The 24,550-nt window shown below is 65.0% G+C and carries 21 protein-coding genes; 6 read left to right on the top strand and 15 right to left on the bottom strand.

Annotated elements, in window-relative coordinates:
• Positions 1-10 precede the first annotated feature (10 nt).
• Both ACLMAJ_RS21715 and ACLMAJ_RS21720 read right to left on the bottom strand, forming a co-directional pair.
• Entirely contained in the window at positions 11-1,087 is a 1,077-nt protein-coding gene (locus ACLMAJ_RS21715; RefSeq protein ID WP_412015606.1) for a PDR/VanB family oxidoreductase, read from the bottom strand.
• Positions 1,087-1,980 (bottom strand): metal-dependent hydrolase, encoded by an 894-nt coding sequence (locus ACLMAJ_RS21720; RefSeq protein WP_412015607.1) that lies wholly within the window; start codon positions 1,978-1,980, stop codon positions 1,087-1,089. The genes ACLMAJ_RS21715 and ACLMAJ_RS21720 overlap by 1 nt, the downstream gene beginning before the upstream one ends.
• Before the next feature lie 97 nt (positions 1,981-2,077).
• Here ACLMAJ_RS21720 and ACLMAJ_RS21725 point away from each other — a divergent pair, with 97 nt between their 5' ends.
• Entirely contained in the window at positions 2,078-2,692 is a 615-nt protein-coding gene (locus ACLMAJ_RS21725; protein ID WP_412015608.1) for a TetR/AcrR family transcriptional regulator, read from the top strand.
• Between the two features lie 64 nt (positions 2,693-2,756).
• Here the strand turns inward: ACLMAJ_RS21725 and ACLMAJ_RS21730 are convergent, their stop codons facing one another.
• On the bottom strand, positions 2,757-3,491 hold the full coding sequence (locus tag ACLMAJ_RS21730; RefSeq protein ID WP_412015609.1) for a TioE family transcriptional regulator: 735 nt from the start codon (positions 3,489-3,491) through the stop codon (positions 2,757-2,759).
• 58 nt (positions 3,492-3,549) lie between these two features.
• On the opposite strand from ACLMAJ_RS21730, the gene ACLMAJ_RS21735 reads away from it, so the two are divergent.
• Positions 3,550-4,773, top strand: a complete 1,224-nt coding sequence (locus ACLMAJ_RS21735) for an erythromycin esterase family protein (protein ID WP_412015610.1) — start codon at positions 3,550-3,552, stop codon at positions 4,771-4,773.
• Here the strand turns inward: ACLMAJ_RS21735 and ACLMAJ_RS21740 are convergent.
• From ACLMAJ_RS21740 to ACLMAJ_RS21760, 5 genes are all read right to left on the bottom strand, one after another.
• Positions 4,730-5,668: an NADP-dependent oxidoreductase gene (locus ACLMAJ_RS21740; RefSeq protein ID WP_412015611.1), complete on the bottom strand. Its 939-nt coding sequence runs from the start codon at positions 5,666-5,668 to the stop codon at positions 4,730-4,732. The genes ACLMAJ_RS21735 and ACLMAJ_RS21740 overlap by 44 nt on opposite strands.
• A 47-nt stretch (positions 5,669-5,715) precedes the next feature.
• Positions 5,716-6,729 carry a TIGR03617 family F420-dependent LLM class oxidoreductase gene (locus tag ACLMAJ_RS21745; protein ID WP_412015612.1) on the bottom strand — a complete coding sequence of 338 codons (1,014 nt, stop codon included), beginning with the start codon at positions 6,727-6,729 and terminating at the stop codon, positions 5,716-5,718.
• The gene (locus tag ACLMAJ_RS21750; RefSeq protein ID WP_412015613.1) at positions 6,726-7,262 is read right to left on the bottom strand and encodes a hypothetical protein; all 537 of its coding nucleotides are present in this window, start codon (positions 7,260-7,262) and stop codon (positions 6,726-6,728) included. The genes ACLMAJ_RS21745 and ACLMAJ_RS21750 overlap by 4 nt, the downstream gene beginning before the upstream one ends.
• Positions 7,263-7,534: 272 nt before the next feature.
• Complete coding sequence (locus ACLMAJ_RS21755) at positions 7,535-8,104, bottom strand: DUF2165 domain-containing protein (RefSeq protein WP_412015614.1); 570 nt, start codon at positions 8,102-8,104, stop codon at positions 7,535-7,537.
• A gap of 96 nt (positions 8,105-8,200) precedes the next feature.
• A complete protein-coding gene (locus ACLMAJ_RS21760; RefSeq protein ID WP_412015615.1) occupies positions 8,201-11,389 on the bottom strand; it encodes a type 2 lanthipeptide synthetase LanM family protein in 3,189 nt (1,062 codons plus the stop codon).
• Between the two features lie 1,089 nt (positions 11,390-12,478).
• Between ACLMAJ_RS21760 and ACLMAJ_RS21765 the strand changes: the two genes are divergently transcribed.
• The 4 genes from ACLMAJ_RS21765 (at position 12,479) to ACLMAJ_RS21780 (ending at position 16,496) form a co-directional block, all read left to right on the top strand.
• Positions 12,479-13,123, top strand: coding sequence for an ABC transporter permease (locus ACLMAJ_RS21765; protein ID WP_412015616.1), 645 nt, complete (start codon positions 12,479-12,481; stop codon positions 13,121-13,123).
• Positions 13,124-13,501: 378 nt separating this feature from the next.
• On the top strand, positions 13,502-14,779 hold the full coding sequence (locus tag ACLMAJ_RS21770; RefSeq protein ID WP_412015617.1) for an ATP-binding cassette domain-containing protein: 1,278 nt from the start codon (positions 13,502-13,504) through the stop codon (positions 14,777-14,779).
• A complete protein-coding gene (locus ACLMAJ_RS21775; protein WP_412015618.1) occupies positions 14,776-15,513 on the top strand; it encodes an ABC transporter permease in 738 nt (245 codons plus the stop codon). The genes ACLMAJ_RS21770 and ACLMAJ_RS21775 overlap by 4 nt, the downstream gene beginning before the upstream one ends.
• Positions 15,510-16,496: a glycine betaine ABC transporter substrate-binding protein gene (locus ACLMAJ_RS21780; protein WP_412015619.1), complete on the top strand. Its 987-nt coding sequence runs from the start codon at positions 15,510-15,512 to the stop codon at positions 16,494-16,496. Before ACLMAJ_RS21775 ends, ACLMAJ_RS21780 begins: the two co-directional genes overlap by 4 nt.
• 62 nt (positions 16,497-16,558) lie before the next feature.
• On the opposite strand, the gene ACLMAJ_RS21785 is transcribed toward ACLMAJ_RS21780, so the two are convergent.
• The 7 genes from ACLMAJ_RS21785 to ACLMAJ_RS21815 form a co-directional block, all read right to left on the bottom strand.
• On the bottom strand, positions 16,559-17,020 hold the full coding sequence (locus ACLMAJ_RS21785; protein WP_412015620.1) for a ribose-5-phosphate isomerase: 462 nt from the start codon (positions 17,018-17,020) through the stop codon (positions 16,559-16,561).
• Complete coding sequence (locus ACLMAJ_RS21790; protein ID WP_412015621.1) at positions 17,017-18,726, bottom strand: dihydroxyacetone kinase family protein; 1,710 nt, start codon at positions 18,724-18,726, stop codon at positions 17,017-17,019. Before ACLMAJ_RS21790 ends, ACLMAJ_RS21785 begins: the two co-directional genes overlap by 4 nt.
• Before the next feature lie 248 nt (positions 18,727-18,974).
• Positions 18,975-20,099 carry an ABC transporter ATP-binding protein gene (locus tag ACLMAJ_RS21795; protein WP_412015622.1) on the bottom strand — a complete coding sequence of 375 codons (1,125 nt, stop codon included), beginning with the start codon at positions 20,097-20,099 and terminating at the stop codon, positions 18,975-18,977.
• Positions 20,096-21,268, bottom strand: coding sequence for an ABC transporter ATP-binding protein (locus tag ACLMAJ_RS21800; protein ID WP_412015623.1), 1,173 nt, complete (start codon positions 21,266-21,268; stop codon positions 20,096-20,098). Before ACLMAJ_RS21800 ends, ACLMAJ_RS21795 begins: the two co-directional genes overlap by 4 nt.
• A complete protein-coding gene (locus ACLMAJ_RS21805; protein ID WP_412015624.1) occupies positions 21,268-22,134 on the bottom strand; it encodes a carbohydrate ABC transporter permease in 867 nt (288 codons plus the stop codon). The genes ACLMAJ_RS21800 and ACLMAJ_RS21805 overlap by 1 nt, the downstream gene beginning before the upstream one ends.
• A gap of 2 nt (positions 22,135-22,136) precedes the next feature.
• A complete protein-coding gene (locus ACLMAJ_RS21810) occupies positions 22,137-23,096 on the bottom strand; it encodes a carbohydrate ABC transporter permease (RefSeq protein WP_412015625.1) in 960 nt (319 codons plus the stop codon).
• 28 nt (positions 23,097-23,124) lie between these two features.
• Positions 23,125-24,531, bottom strand: a complete 1,407-nt coding sequence (locus tag ACLMAJ_RS21815) for an ABC transporter substrate-binding protein (protein ID WP_412015626.1) — start codon at positions 24,529-24,531, stop codon at positions 23,125-23,127.
• Between the last annotated feature and the right edge of the window lie 19 nt (positions 24,532-24,550).

The following is a 24,550-nucleotide window of genomic DNA, read 5'->3' on the forward strand; positions in this document are numbered from 1 at the left end:
TGTCGGACAGTCAGAGGTCGAGCACGAGACTGTCTCCGCTGGCACGGGATACGCAGCTGAGCATGTAGTCCGCGCGCTCGGAGTCGAGCAGGGTCCGGTCACGGTGGTCGACCCCTCCTGCGAGCACCGCGACCTTGCAGGTGCCACAGAAGCCCTGCTGGCAGGAATAGACGGCGCCGGGGATCGCGCGCCGAATCGCGGCGAGCGCGGGCTCGTCGGCGCCGACCCTGATCGTTGTTCCTGTGCGCGCCAGCCGGATGTCGAATGCTTTCCCGTCGCGGACCGGCAGCGCCGAAAAGCGTTCGGTGTGCAGCGATCCCGTCGGGTTGACCACGAACATCGTCCGCTGCGCGGCTTCGATAACCGGCGGCGGACCGCACACATAAACCGCCGCACCGGGTTCGGCGCGATCGATCAGATCCGTGGCATCCGGCGTCCCGAATTCGTCGTCGGGGCGAATCTCGAGCTCTCCGCCCGCACAGCCGCTCAACTCATCGAGAAAGGGCATCGTCGAGCGGGATCTGCCGAGATAGACCATCTTCCAGCGAGCTCCGGCGGCATCGGCGGCCCGCACCATCGGCAAGATGGGCGTGATGCCGATGCCGCCCGCGACGAACAGGTATGACGACGCTCGGATAAAGGTGAACGCATTGCGGGGGCCACGAATTCGGAGGACGTCACCTGTGCGCACGGCCTCGTGAACCTCCCGCGATCCACCGCCGCCGTCACCGATACGCCGGACCGCGATCCGATACCGCATCCGATCGGCCGGATCACCACACAACGAGTACTGCCGCTGCCGACCCGACGGCAGAAAAACATCCAGATGCGCGCCCGGTTTCCACTCGGGCAAGCGCAGTCCGTCGTGCGCGACGAGGCTCAGGCTCAGCACGTCGTCGGCTTCCTCGCGCACGGACTCGACGTCCACATCCAGATCGAATCCACTGCGCCGCACTGGATTCGATCGCGAAAGCAACTGCGCGGTCTTGCCCGCGGCGAATACGTGTTTGTAGACGTCCATGACGACGCCGAGCGCCCGCAGGCCCGCCGAGGGCGCGAATTCTGGTGCCACCGTTACGGTTCCCATCAGTTACCTGTAGCGCGAGCGGCGGGAGACTTGGCCAGGTACCGCAGTGCGGCATCCATCGACCCCAGCTGCGACGGGTGGAAGCCAGGACGCAGATAGCGCGGCATCTCGGTGAAGAACACTGTGAATTTCGGGATGACACCGCGCACAGTCGCATTCACGAACTGCAACGGCCAGGACCGTCCCTCGTCGCGCTCCGGATCCTTGCGGTACATGTAGGCCGTCGAGACGATGAACAACGGCAGCAGTGTGGCGCTGGCGAGCAGCGCGGTGCGGGCCTTGCGCGCATAGCTGCCATCGACATGCATGTAGGCGTCGTAGACGACGCTGCGGTGCTCGACTTCCTCGGCCCCGTGCCATCGGACCAGGTCGAGCATCGTCGGATGCATGCCCTTTTCTTCTAATATGTCCGCGTGGAGCAACCATTCGCCGATCACGGCGGTGTAGTGCTCCATACCGGCGAACAAGCCGAGGCGCTCCTTGAGCCATTCCTCTTTCGCGCGACCGGTCAGGCCGTGATCACCAAGGAGACGATCCACCAGCCAGGCGACCGCACCCACGTACGATCCGACATCCAGTCCGATCGACTGTAGGTGCTCGCGCGCGCCCTCGTGACTGCTGGCGTGCATCGACTCCTGGCCGATGAATCCCGCGACCTCTTCGCGCAGCCGCTCATCGGAGATCAACGGCAGCGCCTCGGCCAGGCAGTTCGCCATCGCCCGCTCGCCCTCGGGAAGCACCAGGTGCATCACGTTGACGATGTGCGTGGCCAGCACTTCACCCGGGATGTAGTGCATGGGCACCGAGCCGAAGTCGAAGTGGACGTCGCGCGCGTTGATCGCGTGCGCTTCGTCGGCGTAGTGGTGCTTCGTCGCATCAGCCTTCTCAGCCATGCCCTGAACGTACAGCGCAACAAAATACATTGCAATGTTGCAGCAACAATTTAACCAGTAATGTTGCATAAGGCGCGATTCCTGCTAGCGTCGAGTGGTGACCGCCACGCCCACGACCTCGCTGAACACGCGCGAATCGGCCGATTCGGTCGAATCACGCATCCTCGACGCCGCGCTGGTCCAGTTCGAACGGGTGGGCATCAAGAAGACGACCATCGAGGACATCGCCCGCCAAGCCGGCGTCGATCGAGTCACCGTTTACCGCCGCGTCGGCTCCCGCGACGATGTCGTCAAGATCGTCACCACCCGCGAAGTCGGACGCGTGCTCGACGAACTCGCCGAACTCCCCGTACGGCACGACACCCTCGACGGCCTCGTCGCCGACATCTTCGTCACGGTCGTCACCCGATGGCGCACCCATCCCCTCGTCCAACGGATGCTGACCCTGGAACCTGAGCGGATCCTTCCGCAACTCACCACCGAGGGCACCGCCACCTTCACCATGTCGGTCTTGGCCACGGCCGCCGCACTGCGGCAAGCAGTCGAGAACGGCCTACTACCCGTCGCCCCCGACCTGCTCGCCCGCGCGGAAATAGTCTGCCGTTTCGTCCACTCGCTCATCCTGCAGCCGGACGGAACCATCCCACTGGACTCCACCGAAGAACTCGACGCGTTCGCACGAAAGTACCTGGTACCCATCATCTCCGGTTGACAGCGCGGCTTCCCGCTGGTGCTCGAACCAACCGACGACGCCGCCGCCGGAAGGCTCGGTGCAGTCAATCGGACTCGGCCAGGGCCAGGTCCGATCGGACGTCGAGGTAGGCGTCCAGTGCGGCGGCGCCGGTCAGCATGGCGCGGCTGCGGGCCGAGAGGCGGGCATGCCAGTCGCACAGCATCGATTCGAGAGGTGCGACGCCTCCGGCGGCGCGGACTCGGCCGATCAGCGGGGCGATCTGCTCCAGCAGGTAGCCGCCTCGTCTGAGCTGCTGGACGAGTAGCGCGTCGCGCACGTCGGCCGCGCTGTAGATCCGGTAGCCCGTCTGCGGGTCGCGGCGCGGTTGGACCAAGCCGGCGCGTTCCCATTTGCGCAGAGTGGCTGGGCGTATGCCGAGCTTTCCGGCCAGGGGGCCGACGAACGTGTCGCCGCGTTCTTGCGCTACGGGACCGAGGTCGCGCAGCGCGGCTTCGACGGCCCGCAGGGTGTTGCGGTCGCCGACCAACTGGGCGTGACTTTCGTCGATGAGCTCGAGCGCATTCTCGGTCGCGTCGCGGTTGATCGCTTGCATGATCGACGCGGCCGTCCGGTGGCCGTGCCCGGGCACGAGAGCGACGAACGCGTGCAGGGCGTGCGCGTGCAGCGGCGTGTAGGCGCGGTAGCCGCGCGGGGTGCGTTCGGCGTCCGGAAGGATGCCAACCGCCTCGTAGTTCCTGATCGCCTGCGTGGACAGACCGTGCCTGCGCGCGAGGTCAACCGGCCGGAGCTGCCTGCCATTTTGAAGGTTTCGACTCACTGTCCTGCCGATGTCGCGGATAACTTTCAACCGTTGGTTCAACGATACCGTTAACAGTATGACTTCCGGTATCAAAGACACTGCTCATGCCGTCGACGCCGCCGCTGTTATGCGGCTGCTTCCGGCTCGGCCGCGGCTGCTCGCCCTGGGCGAGCCCACCCACGGCGAGGACGGTCTACTCGACCTGCGAAACGATCTCTTCCGGCAACTCGTGGAGCAGGAGGGCTACCGGACGATCACGATCGAGAGCGACTGCATGATGGGCCTGGTCGTGGACGCCTACCTCAAGTCGGGCACGGGCACCCTCGACGAGGTCATGGAGCGCGGGTTCAGCCACGGGTGGGGCGCGTCTGCGGCCAACCGCGAGCTGGTGCGCTGGATGCGCGCCTACAACGACGGCCGGCCCGCATCCGAACGGCTGCGCTTCGCCGGTTTCGACGGCCCGCTGGAGATGAGTGGCGCCGCGAGCCCACGCCAAGCCCTCACCGCACTCCACACCTACCTCACCGCCTGGGTCGACGCCGACCTGCTCCCCTGCTCCGTGGAAACGCTCGACCGCCTGCTCGGCGCCGACGACCGGTGGACCAATCCCGCCGCGATGATGGACCCGTCCCGGTCCGTGGGGCAGACACCCGAGGCCGAACAACTGCGACTGCTCGCCGACGACCTGGTAGCCCTGCTCGATACGCAGACACCACACCTGATCGCGATGTCCTCGCGGGACGATTGGGACCAGGCACAGATGTACGGTCGTACCGCCGCCGGGCTGCTGCGATACCACTTCTGGATGGCCGACACCTCACCGCGCCGCTTGGCGTGGCTCTGCGCACAGCGGGATTCGATGATGGCCGGTAATTTGCTCGCCGACGCCGAGCGGGGCCCGACGCTGGTGCACGCCCACAACGGGCATCTCCAGCGGGACAAGAGCAGCATGCGGATGGGCGGGCTCCCGCTGGAATGGTGGAGCGCCGGAGCGATCGTCAGCGCCCGGCTCGGCGAGGGGTACGCCTTCCTGGCTACGGCCATCGGCACGATCCGTCACCACGGTGTGGAGACCCCGCCCCCGGACACCATCGAAGGACTCCTGTACGCGCTCCCCGAGGACCGATACATCGTCGACACCCGCCGGCTGACCGCCGCCCTCGGCGACGTGCCGCCAGCTCCCCGCGAGTCCCCTTGGTTCGGCTACGCCCCGCTCGACCCGGCCCACCTGGCCGGCTACGACGGGATCGTGTTCGTCAAGGACGCTCCGGCGGGACAAGCGTGGTTGCCGGTGGGGTGATCACCAGCACGATCTTCCCGCGCACGTGACCGTCCTCGCCGACGCGGTGCGCCTGCGCGACCTCGGCGAGCGGGAAGGTCCGCGCGACCGGGATCGAGAAGCGCCCGGATTCGATCAACTCGCCGATCTCGGCGAGCGCGTGGACCGCGCGGCCGCCGTCCCCGCTGCTGAACCGCACCTCGTGCTCTTGCGCACCGCCGAAGTCGGCGATCGTCACGACGTGCTCCGGGCCGCCCGCGAGCGCGATGAGCTCAGGCAGGACGCCGCTCCCCGCGACATCGAGCGCGAGGTCGACGCCGTCGGGCGCGAGCGCGCGCACCCGTTCGACGAGGCCCACACCGTATGCGATGGGCTCGGCCCCCAGCGAGCGAAGGTACTCGTGGTTCGCCGGACCGGCGGTGCCGATCACGCGCGCACCGCGCGCCACGGCGAGCTGAACCGCGGCGCTGCCCACGCTTCCGGAAGCGCCGTTGATGAGCAGCGTGCTGCCGCTCCCGACGCCGAGTTGGTCGAGCGCGCGCGTGGCCGTCTCGATGGCGGCGGGCAGCGCGGCGGCGCCGGGAAAGTCGAGCGACGCCGGGACCGGCGCATAGTAGGACAGCACCACCAGCTCGGCCTGGGCTGTCGCCTCGGCGGAGAACCCGAACACCCGATCGCCGACGGCCACGTCCACGACGCCCTCGCCGAGCTCGTCGACGACGCCCGCCGCCTCGTGACCCATGGTCTGCGGGAGCTCCTCATCCATCAGGCCCTCGCGCTTCTTCCAGTCGCTCGGGTTGACACCGGCCGCGCGCACCGCAATCCGCACTTCACCTGGCCCTGGATGCGGGTCGGGCAGATCCACGATCTCGAGGACCTCCGGGCCACCGAATCGGTCGAAACGGACTGCCTTCATCAGTCGCTCCGATCTCGCTCTCGGCCCCCACATATAGGCGACACGTTCTAGAACTCCCGCAACAATTCCGCCAGCAACGCTGGGTCGACTTTGTATGGCGTATTGAATCCGAGCCGCTCGACGATCCCGTCGTATCGCTCATGCAACTGGGCCGCGGCCTGAGCGGGGTCGGTGACAGTGATCGCGACAGCGTCGAGAAAGGCGTCGTCGATCAGATCGGTCATCCCATCCCACCCTCCCGCTTTGGACATGTCCTTCAGGCGGGGACCCAGCTCCGCGCGATCGTGAAGTTCGAGAATCGGCCAGTAGGCAGGTGTCGACCCGTAGAAGGCCAACTGCTTTCGGATCGCCTGCCTTGCCGAGGCGATCTCGCTATCGGATCTGCCTATCGCGACCATCGCCGAATGATGAATCACGATGTCGCCCAAAGATTTCTGTGCTCGCCGGGCCCCTAGCTCCAACGCGGGAAGAGTCACTTCGCGGAGGAATTTCGGTGTGCAGAACGGGTGCGACATGAACCCGTCGGCAACCTCTCCCGCGACGGTCGTCATCCGCGGGCCGACGCCCGCGAGGTAGATCGGTGGCGGCCCGAACCCTTCGACCTCGGAAGGAGCGGGCTTGAACAGCGGCGGCATCAGCGTGTGCTGATAGAACTCACCGCGATAATCGAGTCCACCGCCCTGCTCCCAGCTTTCCCAAATGGCGCGCACGGCAAGCACCATGTCGCGCATGCGGTCGGCCGGCCGACTCCACGGCATCGAGTAGCGGCGGGTGATATGAGCCCGGATCTGGCTACCGAGGCCGAGCACGAACCGGCCATGCGAGAACGCCTGTAGATCCCACGCGATGGTCGCGAGCACCATCGGATTGCGGGCGAACGCGACCGCGATCGAGGTGCCCAATTCGACCCGATCGGTGTGCTCGGCGGCCAGCAGTAGCGGCAGAAATGGATCGTGCGCACCCTCGAAGGTCCATATTCCGGCATAGCCCGCTGCCTCCGCCGCCGCGGCGTCCTTGCCCATCGTGGCGAGCCCACCGGTCAGCGTTGTGTCGATCTTCAACGTTCGAGCTCGGCCCGAAGTTCGGCGACCTCGGCGGCGAGTTCATCGCGCAGCTGTTCTCGTTCCAGCAGCCCGGCACGCAGGCTGTCGATGGTGTCGGTCATGGCGGCCAGCTTCTGACTGGATCCTTCCAAGCGCCATTCGAGGACAGCGCGGTGATCCACATCCGCGCTGGCGATGCGCACCCACTCGACGACATAGCCGAGCCATTCGGGCTGTTTGGGCATCTCCTCGGAGGTAACCCAGCGGCGGGCCGCTGGCTTCGACGAAAGAACACGTTCCGCGCCTTGCCCCGACGTGGGCGCGTTCATCTGCACAAGGTTGAGCTTTCCGGCGCTCGTCACGACGGCTGTGAGGCGATAACGACCGGCGAGGTGCATCTTCAGCTCCGCCGCGCCCCGGCTATCGGCATCCATGGTCCCGAGCCACGGGCCCTCCGCAGCGGTGATGATCGACTCGAGCACTCCGAGTTGCCCGGCAGGACGGCGAACTCGCGTCACACGCTCGATCAGCTCCTGAGGCGTGGCGGTCATCTGATCCCAGTGCATCGCACCTCCGTTCTCTCATTGACGGCTCCGGAGAGCGCACCATCAACGAACCTACAGTCGCCGCCGCCGCGACCGTGGTGGATCTACTCAGGTGCTGGCACATCGGGAGCTGTGACAGGTCCGCCGCAGGCCACCCACACCCGAGTCCTCCGGCGCACTGGAGAAACCCTGTGGAGGGCTTCGGGCTAGGGCCGCGCTCGCCGCCACGCCGACCGAGCTAGGGCCGCCACGCTGAGAGACAGGAGTAATCGGTGAACCTAATCCTGCGCCTTCGGTTCGGACGGTACCGAAACAGGTTGCTGGGCAGCCGATTCGGGCAAGTGCACCAGGATCAGTCCGACAGCGGCGATCAGGAAATTCTGGAGGGCGGCCGATGAGGCGTTGACGTCATCATTGCCCCACATACGGAACCACTCACCCGCGATGGTCAGGAATCCGCCGAGGAACAACACGATCCCCATCGTCCAGCCGAGGCTCGACAACTTCACTGCGGTATCCAGGCCGCGCGGCCGCCCCGTCAGTACCCGGGACCACACCCCACCGGCGGCAAGCAGCACGAACGCGGTCAGATACTCCCAGATGACAATGAGGACATAGGCGATGTTGGCAACAGTGCTGTTGGTGACGGCTCGCCAATCGACACCCGGATTGTGGATCGTCGCTTTCATCGACAGCACCGCGCCTACCGCGTGCCGATTCGTTTCGGTGTCCATGGTGTTGGTCAGCGCGACGAGCAGGTAGTACAGGCCGGTGATCGTCGCCAGCACCGCCACGACCATGTGACGGCTGCTCACTACATCGAGAATCTTCTTGCCGCTGAGACTCATTCGTCTTTCCCTCCGCTTGTGGGCTGACACTGTGGTCGCACTGTGCCAGTTCGCCGAACGGTGTGCTTCCCACAGATGGGGCGTGCCGCGTCCCGCCTATTCGGGCAGCTGCGGTCCCCCGTTGAGTGACGCGGGTCCGCCTGGTAGCGCGCACACGCGAAGTGCGCCGAAGCCGATGCCTGCCAGTCCGGTGTACAGCCCGGGCACCTCGAGATCGCGGTAGAGGCCGCAGCGCCATCCTTGATGCGTGATGGCCTCGACGACCGTGGCGGCGTGCCGCCGAAGGCGGGTCCACAGCTCGTCATCCGCCCACTCGGTGGCTACCGCGACGGCCAGCTCCAAACTGCCGAAATCGCCGTGGCATAGGGAGTGCCCGTTTCCGAAGCCGCCGCGCAGTGTTGTCTCCAGCGCCGCATCAAGATCCGCGCGAATTCGCGCACCGTCGTGGTGCCGCAGAATGTGGAGTCGAGTGAGGCCGATGCCCGCCGCGCCGTGGCACCAGGCAATCGAATTGCCCTCCGTCGCCGTCCAATCACCGTGCTTCTCGACCGCGAGCCCGTCGGGACCGGAAAGCTCACGTATGTCGCGCCAGTTGTTGCGCTGCACGTCGAACAGCTCTCGTTCGTAATCCACGGCCCGCAGCGCTGCTTCGATATAGCGTTCGTCGCCGAGCACTTCCGTCGCGCGGACGAGCGCCGACGCGATACCGGAGGCGCCGTGCCCGTAACCGGCCAGCGGCTGCCGAATGAGCCCGAGCTCCTGCATCCCCCGTGGCAGCCACGCCGCGTGACCGCTCGTGGCGCCCTGCGCCGCCAGCAGTCGGTCGGCCGCGCGCCGAACGACGTCGCTGATCCCATTGCCACGCCCGGTCCGCGCCAATGCGCCCACGCCGAGCAGTGCTCCGGCGGTGCCGTCCATCACCGCGAATTCCTCGTCACGGTCGATCAATGGCGACATCGTGGCCGCGAGTTCCCGCGCAGCCGAAATCAGTCCATCGTCGGCCCACAGCGTGCCGAGCTCCGACAACGCATATACCGCTCCGCCGAGACCGAGCAGCCCCAATTCACCACCGCCGTGGGCGAGTTGACCGCGTTCGATCTGCCGTAGTGCCGAGGTGACCGCCCGGCGTGCCCGGTCCCGGTGCGCGGTTTCCCCGCTGATCTCGGCGTAATGGGCAAGGAACAGCGCGATTCCGAGACCGCCGGCATAGAGATCGGGACCGACCACGCCGACCTGCCAGTTCGAACCAGCGCTCGTGTGCACTCCTAGCCAGACCGCGCCTTGCGAGTCTTCGACCGCTAGTTCGGCAAGCCGTTCGGCCACCGCCTGCGCTACCGCGAGCAGTGGTCCGGTGTCGACCGGCACGATCGATGGGACATGAGCGTCCCTGGCGAGTATGACCGGTTGGTCCCATCGCACACCATTGGTCAGCATGCAGGCACGAATGAGCCAGACCTGCCGCGCGAGATCCTCGTCGTCGAGGCGGTCGAGTAGTTCGTTGACCATCTGCCAACCGGAACTCACGCCGGTCTCGAGGACGGCTACGCCTCGGTCGTCCAGGACAGCGGTGCTATCGACCCGTGCGGCGAATGCGGGAATATCCCCACGCCACAACGCATACCGTTCCCCCTCGGTCGCCGCGGCCAGACCGGGCTTGGTTGCGACCTCTCGCCATAACAGGTCGAGATGTTGTTGCTGATCCCACCGGTTTCGCAGCAACTGTGGGTGAAACGACATCCCGAGAATCATGCCGTAGGTGCTGGTGTCACGAAGAAGCACGCGGACTTCGTCGTCGCGGAACGCGGCGAGCGGACCGTGCTGCGCAGTCAATTCGACGCGATGGCGGCGCAGGACGTTGTACACCTCGCTGAAACCGACGACCACAGGGTCGACGTAGTCCCGCAATCGCACTGTACCCACTGCCTGATTCGGCTGGTTGTTACTGCGCGGCACAGCCGCCTTCTGTAGTCGAATGCGCATCAGGTCGGTGCCGGCCGATTCGACGTGCGGGATTCGTACCGTGCTCAGCGCCGAGCCGTCGTTGATGCTCATACCCGCGAGCTCGGCCCATCCGGACTTGCCCGAGGGCAACAACCCCGCATGAATGACCGAGCTGGCAACGAGGTCGGCCGCGGCGGCCTCCGCCGGTGACCGTTCGGCGCGGCGCAGCACTTCGAGGCGCGGCTGAAGAAGGGTTTCCAGATCGACCAGCACCGGTTGATCGCCTGCGGCGACCAGGTTTTCGGCGCTGATGTCGTTGGCATGCATCACGTACAACACGGCCAGCAGCGCACCTTGTCTTCGGTAGAAGGTGTGCAGTTCACGTTCACTCGTGCACGGTCGCGACTCGACGAACTCCGTCCAGCCGTACGCACCGCGGTCGAGGCACCGCACAGTTCGAAGTCCGAGTCCCTCGACACGGTCGTTGATCCACATCACCAGATCCTGGAAGTGCGCGTCGACCCCCGACGGCCGCGGCTTGTACACAACCTTCCAGCCGGAAGCGAACTCGATCATCGCGACGGATCGGGAACCCCGGTGTGAATCGCCGAGCCCTGTCCTGATTTCGACCAGGTGATCGTTATCGGAAGCTGCCCCGAGCCTTTCGAGTAGATCGGGCAGATCGGTCACGAGTCGTTGTAGAAACTCTTCTGCGTACTCTTGCCATAGTTCGGCGACGACAATGATCCGATCCCCTAATAACGGATAATCGCTATAGAGAGCTCGTCGCCGATCTGGTTCGGTAAACCGTTTTATAAAGGAGGCGAATCGCTGGGCCGCGGTACTGCCCGTCAGGATGTTCGCCGCCCTCTCCTTGGCCAACTCTGAAACCATGGAGCGTTTCAACATGGTGTCCAACGTTGCACAGAGTCCGCCGCGTACCAGCTCGGCAATGAGCGCGTCCGGGTCGCGAAACAGCCGCACGATATTGTCGTCGGCACCGGTCAGCAGGGCATGCAGTCGCGCACAAAGCGTATGACGCACGCGTTTTACCAAGCCGCCCGTCGCTACCAGGAACGGTCGATCCGTATCGATTCGCGCGGAGGTCGCGCAGCACAGGATATCGACCGCCTTCGCATTATCGCGGTCCGGACTCCGGTCTGCGAGCAGGGTCAGTAACCGCTCCTCGTCCAGCCCGCCGGTCGCGAGCCGAAGCCGCCACAGCTCATCACCGGATAGCACGGCGCCGGGGATGGTGGTGCCGTTCGAGTCGTCTGCCTCGAACGGCACCCCATTGCGCCAGCGCGCCAATCGAGCAGTAGCCTGCACGTGGTCAGATATCACGGCGCGCTGGCACCTATACCGTCACGAACAGCACGTCGGGAACGAACTGAAGGCAGTATGTATCGAGGCGAGATAGGTGTCTTGCATATCCTGAAGGCGGACGAATTCCGCCAACTCTTCGTCGAGATTTCCGGCGACCTCGAACTCGGTTCGAGACGTCGCTTCCATTACGGTAGATACCATGTGCGTCAATCCCCACTTTCGTTTGACCGTACATAAGATACTCACCTGATCGGCCCACCCAACCGCGCCGGGCCCGCGCCACCCATCCCCGTGGGGGTATGCCGCATATCGACGAGAAAACTCGATTACCAGCCGGGCGCAATCTCAAGAATACGATCACCGCGACCGGACGGTTCGCCACTGCTGGGGAGATCTATGTGACGGCGTTCATCGACCTGGCGGCGAGTTCGTCTGCCATTGAGCAACTTCCAGCACAGAGCGCTCTATGGTTTTCAGCCGGGATAATCGACCTCTCCCTGAAAAGCATTGGGCGAGTATGCCATCGGCTCGACAGGGAAGGCGACCCCGCGGAACTTGAATTACGCTGGCGGCGTGGGGTTTACCGAATATGCGCCAGGTGATGTCGTCTTTTTCCGGAGGGGCCGTTCAGCAGTGCCTGTGGGGTAGTGCGGGCGGTCGACGCCGGTAACGCCGAGTTGCACATCGACTTCGGCGAGGGATCGACTTCGGCGAGGGCCTTGTCACCGTGACGGGGGCATGCTGCGGGAGCGGCGGCACAGTCCGAACGTCGGATTCGACGAGATCGAGTTGGTCCAGCAGCCGTTCGCTGAACTGCTCGGGGTCGAGCGGCGTCACGTTCGGCAGCAGCGGTGTCAGCGACCAACAGGATGAGTGGCAGCCCGTGTGCGCGGCCGACAGCGCGATATGCGCGCATTGAACTCATCGTGAGTGAAACTGTGGATCGCCGCGCTCCGAATTGTTTCGCCGCAGGTAGCGGCCCGCAACAACTGCGAGATCGGCGAGTCGCCGCCGCGCGTCCTCTAGGGCCGAATGCTCTGCAACGACTACTCTTTGACGGCTCGCGCAGGCAAGTACCGACTGGTCTCGGCGGACGATGGGAATCCCGTGAATTTATGGAGCTACGTCCGAGGACGGGAAGACGTTCTGGCGTTCCTCACCTATCAACATGCCTCACTGGCGTTTCAGACCGTCCTGGTCGGGACTGTCGTCGCTGTTCTCATCGCCGTGGCGGTCTATCGGCTCCCGCTGTTGTCCGCGCTTTCCCTGACCTCGAGCCGGGTCGCACTGACGATTCCTTCGCTGGCACTGCTGGCGCTGCTGTTGGTCCCGTTCGGACTCGGCGTGGTCCCGTCGTTCATCATGCTGGCGTTCTTCGCGGCGTTGCCGGTGATCGGCAACGCGATCGTCGGCTTGCGGTCGGTGCCCGCCTCGGTCGTCGAATCCGCACGAGGCATCGGCTTTTCGCGATGGCGCATTCTACTGACCGTCGAATTGCCGATCGCCTGGCCGGTGATCCTCACCGGGATCAGGGTGTCCACACAGATGATCGTCGGCGTCGCCGCCATCGTCGCGTATGTCCTCGGGCCCGGCCTCGGATCGCTGATCTTCAACGGCCTTTCGCGCCTCGGCGGCGCGAACGCCCTCGAAATGGCACTGACGGGCACCATCCTCATCGTCATCATCGCATTGGTATTCGACGCACTCCTCGTCCTGCTCGGACGCCTCACGATCGCAAAAGGATTGTCTTAACGCTTCTCCTGCGTGAAGGCAGGAGATTCACAGCTCAGACCGCAACCGAACCACCCACCCGAAGGAGGTGACCCGCTTGTCTCACATCTTCAACACTGATGTGGCCGCGTTCTGCCACAACCAGAACCACCCTGGCAGCGTTCCGATCCCGACAAGCGGTGAAACCACAGTCGGAGCATCGGAAAGTTCGATGCCACTCCGCGACCAGCGCCCGCTCAGCCTGCACCCCAGGGCGCAGCCGGTAGCGATACCGCACCACCTCGGTCATACCCGGCAATGTAACCGACACCACCGACACATCCTCGCGACCCAACCTCTGGAAGGAGGATGGCGCGTCCTCTCCCCCGTACAGGAGGGAGCAGCTGCGCCAAACCCCCGATGACTGATGCTGTGACCAGCCAGCCTGCTCCGACGACATCGGAGCGGAATGTAACCGGTGCGTCCATCCACCTGGACTCGGTCGTCAAGCGCTACAGGGGCCAGCAGACGGCTGCGGTCGAGCGCCTCGACCTCGAGATCGAGGCGGGCGAAATCGTCGCGTTCGTCGGCCCGTCCGGTTGCGGCAAGACAACCACGCTCAAGATGATCAACCGGCTGATCGAGCCGACCGAAGGCCGAATCTTCATCGGGGGTCGCGACGTCACCAGGGAGGACCCCGACAAGCTGCGGCAGTCGATCGGGTATGTCATCCAGTCCGGTGGCCTGTTCCCGCACTGGTCGGTTGCCAAGAATGTCGGCGCCATTCCGCGGGTGCTCGGCTGGGACAAGAAGCGGATCGCCGAGCGCACCGACTACCTGCTCGATCTGGTCGGCCTCGACCCCGGCACCTTCGCCGACCGGCTGCCCAAGGATATGTCCGGTGGACAACAGCAGCGGGTCGGCGTCGCACGCGCACTCGCGGCGGACCCGCCGGTGCTGCTCATGGACGAGCCGTTCGGCGCGGTCGACCCGATCACCCGGGTTCGCCTGCAGGACAGTCTGATCGCGATCCAGCACGAACTCGGCAAGACCATCGTGCTCGTCACGCACGACTTCGAGGAAGCCACCAAACTGGGCGACAAGGTGCTCATCCTGTCCGAAGGAGGGCACGTCGAGCAGTACGCGCGCCCCGAGGAGATCCTCACCGACCCGGCAACGCCGTTCGTGGAGGAGTTCGTCGGCTCCGGCGCGAAGCTGGCGTATCTGACCGTATCGCGGGTGCGCGACGTCGAATACAACAAGGTGATGACCGCTCAGGTCGGCGAATCGTCGAAGGCCGTGATCGAGCGCGCGAGGGCTGCCGGATATACCTGGGTCGTGGTCGTCGACCGGGCCGGGCGACCGCGGTCGTGGCCTTCGCTCACGGAGGTGGCGACCAAACCGGAGGTCTCCGACTACCTCGATCGGCGGCTGCCGGTCGTCGCACGATCCTCGACGCTCAATGACGCGCTCGATGCCATGCTCGCGGCCAGCCAAGGCGCCACTCTCGTCACCGACGGCCGCGGCGCGGTGGTCGGCTCGCTCAGCATCGACTCGGTGACCGAAACGATCCGGACCAAGCTCGCCGACGTGCGCTCCGAGGAGCAGGACTACGCGACCTACATCGACGGAACCGATCCGGCGCCGACCCCGGTGGTCGCCGCCGACGACGAACCCGGATCGGCCGGGCTGTCGTGAGTCGTCTGCGCCGCATCCCGATCGACGTATGGTTCGAGCCGATCATCATCCTTGTCATCGGTATCGGATACATCATCTGGTACCGGTCGACGACGTTCACCGCGACGGAGAAGGCTTCGCTCGACTGGGCCAATCTGCAGAACACGATCCTCCAGCACATCAAACTGACCGTGGTGGCCACCGTGATCGTTGTCGTCGTCGCGATTCCGTTGGGCATCGCGCTGACCCGCCCCACGTTGAAGTGGCTCGAACCCATCGCCGTCAACATCGCCAATATCGGCCAGGCCGCGCCCGCGGTCGGCCTGCTCGTCTTGTTCACCTTCTGGTTGGGCACCGGATTCCGTACGGCGATCGTCGGTCTCGTCGTGTACGCGATCCTGCCGATCCTGCAGAACACGATCGTCGGGCTTCAGCAAGTGGATCAGCGCACGATCGAGGCGTCGCGCGGCATCGGCTTCTCGGGTGGCAGGACGCTGTTTCAGGTCGAGTTGCCGCTCGCGGTGCCGGTGATCCTCAACGGTGTGCGCACCGCGCTTGTCATCCTGGTCGGCACCGCGACGCTGAGCACGTTCATCGGCGCGACCAGTCTCGGTACGTTGATCACGACCGGTGTCACGCTGTTCCTGCCCAAGCTGCTCATCTCCGGCGCCATCCTCGTCGGGCTGCTGGCGTTGACCATCGACTGGCTCGGCAGACTCGTCGAACTCGCCGCGACCCCACGAGGTATCTCATGAGCTCGCCACACGCCCGACTGGTCACGCTGCTTTCCGCATGCGTCGCGACGATGTCGATGCTCACTGGGTGCGGTCTGGTGAGCTCGTCAGGAACGTTCCACCACACGCGCCTGCCGGGCGGTGAGCAGCCGCTGGACGGTGCGAAGCTGGTCGTCACATCGAAGAGCTTCACCGAGGGTGTGCTGCTCGGCAAGATCACCGCGACCTACCTGGCCGCGGCGGGCGCCGAAGTCACCGACATGACCGGCGCACCGGGTTCCGCATCGTCTCGACAGGCCCAGCTCAACGGCGACGCCGACGTGCTCTGGGAGTACACCGGCACCGGGTGGGTCAATTACCACAACGAAACCGAGACGATCTCGGACCCGAAAGAACTCTGGAAGCGCGTCCACGATGTCGAGAAGCGCGACCACAACCTGGAGTGGCTGCCGCCTGCCAACTTCAACGACACCTACGCATTCGGCGCGTCGACACCGAATGCCGAACGCCTGAATGTGAAGTCACTCTCCGACGTGGCCGCGCTACCGGTCCCCGACCGCACCTTCTGCGTCGACGACGAATTCTTCAGCCGCTCAGACGGTTTCATTCCTATGTTGCAGAAATACGGGATCCCCTACAACGATCCCGACGGAGTTCCGGCAGGCAACGTCACGCGCATGGACGCAGGCGTGGTCTACACGGCGACAGCCAAGGGCGCCCCATGCAATTTCGGCATGATCTACACCACCGACGGTCGGGTCAAGAATCTGAACCTGGTCGCCCTCGACGATGACAAGAAGTTCTTCCTGCCCTACAGCGGCACGGCGGTCGTGCGCGGCGCCATCATCGACCAGTACCCGCAGATACGTACCCTGCTCGCAACAATCTCCGAGCGCCTCACCGATGAGCTGATGCAGGACCTCAACGGTCGTGTCGACATCGACGGAGAGGATCCCGCCGACGTCGCCTACGACTGGCTGCGAAGCGAAAAACTGGTCGAGTAGACGGATTCGTGCGGCCATCGGGGCAACCCGACCACGCTGGCTGTGACGCGCGGGCCCACGGTTCAGCAGTCTTCGTAGCTGCCGATGGCGGCGACCTTCGCCGCCGAGGCCGAGTCTGGGTCGAAGTGGTAGCCGAGCCATTCCTTGGCCAGCCGGCGGGCCAATTCGAGGCCGATGACACGTTGACCCAAGCACAGGACCTGCGCGTCGTTGCTGAGTACCGAGCGTTCCACCGAGAAGCTGTCGTGTGCGGTGACCGCACGGATGCCGGGGACTTTGTTCGCGCTGATCGCGACACCGAGGCCGGTGCCGCAGACGAGTATCGCGCGATCGGCCTTGCCGTCCGCGATCATTCGCGCGGCGTTGACAGCGACGTGCGGATAGGCGGTGTGCTCGTCGTTGCCGACACCGACATCGAGGACCTCGGCAACGCGGTCATCGGATCGCAGGTCGGCCTGGATCGCGTTCTTGTACTCCAGACCGGCGTCGTCGCAGCCGATTACGATTCTGAGCGGTTCGATCATCGGTGTGCTCCCTCGGTGATGAATGTGTCGACGACCGTTCGCGCGCACATCGCGAGGGAGATCGCGCCCGCGTCGGGACTGCCGAGGCTGCGTTCGGCCAGTGGGCGAGCGCGACCGACCTTCGGGCGCAACGCGGCGGTCGCCTCGGCCGCCGATTGGGCGGCGGCGGCCGCACCGGGCCAGGACTCACCGCGTTCGGCCGCCTCGATGAGTGGCAGTAGCGCGTCGAGCATCGTCTTGTCTCCCGGCTGCGCGTTGCCGAGGCGGGTGAGCGCGTCGAACGCGGCGCGCAAGGCTGCGACGATGTCGGTATCGGTGGGGATATCGGTGTCGCCGAGTCGGCTGCCCATCGCTGTCAGCGCCGCGCCCCACAGCACACCCGATGTGCCGCCCGCCTGCGCTGCCCAGGCGTCGCCTGCGGCCTCGAGCACGCCGCCGTGGCCCGCGCCTCGAGCAACGGCGGCATCGGCGGCCGCGCTGGCGGCGGCGGTACCGCGGACCATGCCACGGCCGTGGTCGCCGTCCCCGGCGATGGCGTCGATTCGGCCGAGTTCCTCTTCTTCCGCAAGCATTTTCGCGCTGACGGCGTGCATGGCCGTCGCGATGGCGGCACCGCAGCGGCGGGCGGCTTCGCCGGCGATCACCGGATCACCAGGGTGGCCCGGATCAGCATTGTCAGCGGTGCTGCGGCGCCCCCGAGGCGTATCAATGAAGCTGCCGCGGCGATAGGCCGGAGTGTCCGCGGGTGCGGTCCAGAACCGTTCCAGCTCGTCGTCGAGCCACATCACGGTCAGTGAGCAACCCGCCATGTCGAGGCTGGTGACCAATTCGCCGACCTCCGGCTGGATCACGGAGTAGTCGGCAGCGCGCAGCAACGATGCGGCGGTGGCCCACACCACGAACAACTCCTCGTACTTGGTGCGACCGAGTCCGTTGAGTATCACCGCGATTCGGGCACCGGCACCGGCGGGTTTCTCCTTCAGCACGCCCGAAACCAGCAGCTCGGCGAGCTCCGAAGCCGTCGGCATATCGTGCGAGGCGACGCCCGGTTCACCGTGAATGCCCAGACCGAGTCCCATCGTGCCCTTTTCGACGGTGAACAACGGTGCCGCGGCACCGGGCAAGGTGCAACCGCCGAAGGCGACGCCGAGTGTCCGTGTGTTCTCGTTGGCCAGCGCGGCCACCCGCACCACACCGTCGAGGTCGTAGCCCGCCTCGGCCGCCGCACTCGCGCATTTGAACACCGTGAAATCACCTGCGATGCCTCGGCGTTTCGCGGTTTCCTCCACTGGTGCACTGGCGATGTCGTCGGTGACCGCGAAATAACGCGCCGGGATTCCGTCGGCCTTCAGTTGCTCGACAGCCAGGCCGAAGTTCATCACATCGCCCGCATAGTTGCCGGTGGTGAGCAGTACGCCCGCGCCGCCTTCCGCCGCGCGGGCGACCGATACGGCAGCCGCAGCCGACGGTGAAGTGAAGATATTTCCGACCACAGCGCCATCGGCGAAACCTGGACCAACTACCCCGCAGAACGCGGGATAGTGTCCCGATCCCCCACCGACGACCACGGCGACTTTGCCTGGCCGAGTGGGGGCCGCGCGAACCACGCCGCCGGGGACACCGACGGCGTACCCGGCGTTGGCGTCGAGGAAACCGGACAGCATGTCCTCGGTGAACGACGCCGGGTCGTTGTACAACCTCGTCATCGGGAATTCGTCTCGGACACTGTCGTGTTCCTGCGGTGCAGGAAGAGACGTTGTTGGTCGGGCATGTCGGTGCTCCTGGGAACATTGTGCGTGTGGATCAAGTGGTGGTGCACCGATCCAGAACGGGGGGTAGCAGTGTCGAGGACGTCGAACAACGGCTCGACCTCCTTTCCGAGGGTGCCGGTGTCGTTGCGGTCTGAGCTGGAAATCTCCCGGTGTTCAGCGGGAGAACCGTTGACAAAGAACCTCTATCGCAATCGCTTTCCGGAATCGGGATCGAACAGGTACACCCGCTGCGGCGGCGCCGACAGCGCGACCGGCTGGTGTGCCTCGAAGTTCTCCTGCGACGGCGTCTCGACCAGTACGGTGCCCTCGACGCCGGGCACATCCAGTGCCGCCCGGCCGAACTCCATCAGATGCTCGAAGTAGCGCACCGACGCGGCCAGTTGACCAGGCCCGGCGGGCCCGGTGACAATCCGGCTGTCCTGCGGACGGACGCCCACCTTGACCCGCTGACCGTCGGTCACCTCGGATACGGTCACCGGCATTGTGCCGCTGCCGATTTCGACAACCGCACCGGTGCCGTCGCGCCGAACCACACCATCGACCACGTTGATCTGTGGCTCACCGACGAACCCCGCGACGAACAGATTGGCCGGATCGTCGAACACCTCGTCGGGCGTGCCGAACTGCTGGATGATTCCGCCGTCCATGACAGCAAGCCGATCCGCCAGGCTCAATGCCTCCACCTGGTCGTGTGTGACGACGATGGTGGTGTAGCCGAATTCTCTTTGCAGCACCTTCAATTCGCGCCGTACCCGTTGCCGCGCCGAAGCGTCCAGGTGCGAGAGCGGCTCATCGAGCAGCAGCACCGGCGGATTGCGGATCAGTGCTCGCGCCAGGGCGACTCGCTGCTTCTGCCCGCTGGACAGACCCGCGGGACGCAGGTCGAGCAGCTCCCGCAATTCCAGCCGATCGGCGATATCAGCGACCAGGCCGTCCGCACCGGCAACCTTGCGCGCCTTCAATCCATAGCTGAGGTTCTGCCGAACCGAGAGCGGTGGATACAGGGCGTAGCTCTCGAATCCCACACCCACACCGCGCTTTCCGGGAGGCAGATCGGTGATGGTGCGCTCGCCGATACGAATATCGCCGCTGGTCACCGTCTCCAGACCGGCGATCATCCGTAACGTAGTGGTCTTACCGCAACCCGAAGGGCCGAGCAGAGCGACCAATTCGCCCGGCTCGATATCGAGCTCGATACCCTTGACCGCCTGGAAACTCTCCCTGCCGCGTGCTGAGTAGGTCTTGGTGAGGCGTTCGAGGGTCAACCGCTGTGCGACCGACCCCCGAACGTTGGTCTCGACTGTCACTGCTGCTCCTCGGAATTCGCCGCTGGCGACTGCTTGCCGGTGGTGGCTCGAAACGGCACCTCGGCGGAACCGAGACGTAGGCCGTCGCTGCCGGATTCGCCGGGTTCGAAGATGTGCACGTCCGACAGCGCCACCGTCACTACGACATCGGCGCCTTCGCGGATGTGCGGTCCACCGGGCGACAGCGCGATCAGCGCACCGCCGCCGACATCGACGGAGACCTCGATATTGCGGCCGAGCCGCTCGGTCAATGTGATCCTGCCTGGCAAACTCGCTATACCGGGCGCATCGATTTCCCGCGCGCCCACCTCGATATCGCACGGCCGAATACCCAGTCGCACACGGCTACTCGTGCTGAGCCCCAGGTGGGTGGGCGCCGGAATTGCGATACCGCTGCCCGGCACCCGCAACGCTCCATCGTCGAGAGTCGCCTCGACGATATTGATCTCCGGCTGGCCGAGCGCCTTCGCGACGAAGGTATCCACCGGCGTGCGCCAGATGGCTTCGGGCGTATCGACCTGCACCAGTTGCCCGTCGCGCAGAATGGCGATCCGGTCGCCCAACGCCAGGGCTTCCTGGTAGTCGTGGGTGACATACACCGTCGTCGTATTCGACATGCGCCCGAGTTCGCGCAGTTCCGCACGCATCGCGGCACGCAGCTTCGCGTCGAGATGCGAGAGTGGCTCGTCGAGCAGGTAGACATCCGCGGGGCGGATCAGCACCCGGCCGAGCGCCACCCGCTGGCGCTGCCCATTGGACAGTTCGCGCGGAAACCGCTGCTGCAACTGGTCGATGCCGAGCGTCGTGGTGACGGCATCGACCCGTTCCCGCTGCTGGACAGCGGAGTACTTGCCGATGCGCCCTGATCGCAGCGGCGAGGCCAGGTTCTGCGCGACAGTCTGCTGCGGATACAGTGCGTAACTTTCGAACGCCATCGCCACATTGCGGTGGTACGGCTCCACTTTCGTCATATCCGTGCCGCCGATGTGCACCGAGCCGCTGTCCACCTCGACCAGTCCGGCAATGGATTTCAGCGTCGTGGTCTTGCCCGCGCCGGACGGGCCGAGGACAACGAAGAACTCGCTGTCCGCGACCTCGAGCGATAAGCCGTCGATGCCGACGGTTTTCCCGTAGTGCTTGGTGAGGCCGTTGATCGTCAGGTGTGCCATCAGGACTTCACCGCCCCGAAGGAGAGCCCGCGCACCAGATAACGCTGGATGGTGAGGGCGAGTATCAGCGGTGGCAGTGCCGCGATGACCGCGGCGGCGGCGGTGAGGTTGTAGTAGGCCTGTCCGCCGCCTCCGAGGAATTTGGTAATCGCCACGGTGACAGTGCTGGCATTGCTGTCGGCCAGGATCAGGGGAAAGACGTAGTTGTTCCAGGCGAAGATGAATGCGAGCAGCGCGGCGGCGGCGATTCCCGGGCGGACCAACGGCAGCGCGATCATCACGAAGGCTCGCCGCCGGGTGTAGCCGTCCAGCAGAGCGGCCTGCTCCAGATCCTCCGGCAGGTCCTGGAAGTAGGACCGCAAGATCCAGATAACCAGCGGCATCGTCACCAATTGCAGCACCCAGACCATGCCGAGTTTGGTATCGAAGAGACCGATCTGGTTGTAGATGACGAACAGCGGCACGATCACCATCAGCTCGGGGGCGAACCGGAACGACAGCATCGTGAACATCAGGTCGTTGGAGCCTTTGTACTGCCATCGGCCCGCCGCGTACGCGGCCGGGATACCGATGACCAGCGAAACGATCACGGCGCCACCGCAATTGATCAGGCTGGTGAGCAGTGCGGCCTTGAAATCCACGCTGGTGAGATCGGTGCCGCGCTGACTCAGCACGGTGCCGAAGTTGTCCAATGTCGGACTGAACTCGAAATAGGTGGTGGTCTGCTGCGCCGGAGTTTTCAACGCCAGCAACACCATCCACACGATCGGGAACAGTGAGAATATGAACCAGCCGATCAGCACCACATCCGCGCCCACCGAGGCCGGGGTGAACCGTCGCTGTCCGGGTAAGAGTTCCTTGGCCATGACTACGACTCCGCTCCGGCAGCGCGACGCTGCGCCTTTCCGAGCACGCTCACCAGGAGGCGTGCGGTGATGAACACGATCACCCACAGCAGGAACATGTATGTGCTGCCGCGGGAGTAGTCGAGGTTGATGATGGAGTCCTCGAACGCACCGATTTGTAGCGTCCGCGTCGATACGCCGGGCCCACCCGCGGTGAGGACGTATACCGCGTCGAAGACCTTGAGGTTGTCCATGAATCGGAAGATGACCGCGACCAGGATGTAGGGCCACAGCATCGGCAGCATCAGCTTGCGGAACATGTAGAACCAGCTCGCGCCGTCCACCGCCGATGCCTCGAACGGTTCCTTCGGCAGCGACCGGATTCCGGCGAGCACCAGGATCGCGACGAACGGGGTGAAGATCCACAGGTCGACCAGGATCACCGACCACAGCGCGTTCTGACTGCTGAGCCAGTCGAAGGTGGACCCGAGACCGAGGACGTGATTGAGCACGCCGAACTGCGGGTTGAACATCAGCTTCCAGATCACTCCGGCGATCACCGGTGCGATCATCAGCGGCAGGATCAGCACCTTCTCGAAAATCCGCCCGATCAAGCTGGAACGGTTGAGCAGCAGGGCGATTGCGACACCGATGACGGTTTCCACCACAGTGGCCACCACCGCGAAGGTGCCCGTGACGCGGACGCTGCCCCAGAACTCGACGTCGCCGAGCACGCTTGCATAGTTTCGCAGCCCGATGAGCACCGGATTCGGGTTCACCGCAGCGTAATTGAGAACCGAGTAGTAGGCGCCGATCACGAACGGATACAGGATCCCGATCACGATAAGTACCGCGGGAACCGACAGCAGATACGGCCGCAGCGAACGACGCCATCGCGGAATCTCCGGCACCGCAGGTGATTGCGCTGGATCGATGGCTTCAGGATCCGCCTGCGACGGCGGGCGAACGGACTGAGTGGTCATCGCCACCTCACTTTCTTCGACCCACGGGTCACAGATTGACCTTCGAGGTACAGGTCTTGGCCAGGCTGGCCAGTCGCGACCTGGCATTCGCGCCGCCGTAGATGTCCTGGAGCGCGACGGCCCAGTCCTCGGTGGTATCGAAGAACTTCTTCTGCGGGGTGAACTGGATCTTCGAGCTGGCGATCACGGTCTCGAAGGCCTCCAGGTACCCGGGCATGCCGCCGAGTTGCTGTTTGAACACACCGTCGAAAACCGACTTGCGGACGGGATCGGCGAAGATGCCACCCTGCACGGCTTTCGAGAGCACTTCCTTGCCGGTGACCCACTGTATGAACAGCCAGGCCGCGTGCTTGTGCTTGGACTGCGCGTTCATCGCCAGCGACCAGGTCCACAGGTTGGTGTTGTAGTTACCGCCGGGGCCGGCCGGGCCCGGATACCAGGCGATATTGCCTGCCTGCGCGCTGGCGCCCGGCTTGTTCTTCGGGTAAGTAGCGCTGTCGGCGTCGTAGACCATCATCGCCGTGCCGTCACCGAGATCGCCTGTGGCTTGCGGATAGTCGTAGGTGGTCCATGATGTCGGCCCGGCCCGGTGCTGCATCTCGATCCACTTCTCGGTGAAGTTCACCGCGGCATCGGAGTGCATGGCCGCATTCAGCTCGCCACCGGAGAGTTCGTAGTCCTTCGCGCCTTCCCTGGCGAATTGGGTCATAAATCCGGGATGGATCGTCGCCCACGATTTGGACCCACGGGTAGCGATGCCGTACCTGTGCGCTGAGCGGTCGGTCAGGTCGATGGCCAGCTGGATGAAGTTGTCGAAGGTGTCGGGCAGCTTGATCTTTCGCTGATCGAAGTAGCTCTTGTTGTAGGCGACCACATTGTTCTCGAAGCCCCAAGGGATGGCCCACTGGCCGCCGGTGCCCAGGGGGCTGCCGAGCTCGAAGTCCCAGCGGGTGGAGGTGCGCAGGCCCTCATAGATGTCCTCGAAGTCGTACTCGTCGCTGGTTGCGGACGAATTCGCCAGCCAGGGAGCGAGATCCTCCACCCAGCCGGGCGGACCGTACTGCCAGATGAAGTAGGCGCCGAGCATGAACACATCGTGTTTGCCGGTGCCACCGGCCAATTCGGTGTTCAGCTTGGTGAAATAGTCGGCTTCGGGCACCAGGTCGGCGTTGACCGTGATCCCGGTCAACTGGGTGAACTCGGCCAGCAGCGGTTGCAACGACTGCTGATACGGGTGCGGCGTCTGTAGCAGGTTCAGGGTGGTGCCTGCCGCGGCCCGCCAATTGAACGGCCCACTCACCTCCCCCGCCCCGTTGGTCGCGCTGAAACTGCCGCCAACCCCGCAGGCCGCGAGCACCGGCAACGCCGCGGCCGCGGCACCGGCAATGCCCATGGCGCGCAGCATCTCTCGGCGGGAGAAATGATTTCTGCTCATATACTTGTTCCTCATCGAA

The organism is Nocardia arseniciresistens, assembly GCF_046764875.1.
In the GTDB taxonomy this organism is placed as follows: domain Bacteria; phylum Actinomycetota; class Actinomycetes; order Mycobacteriales; family Mycobacteriaceae; genus Nocardia; species Nocardia arseniciresistens.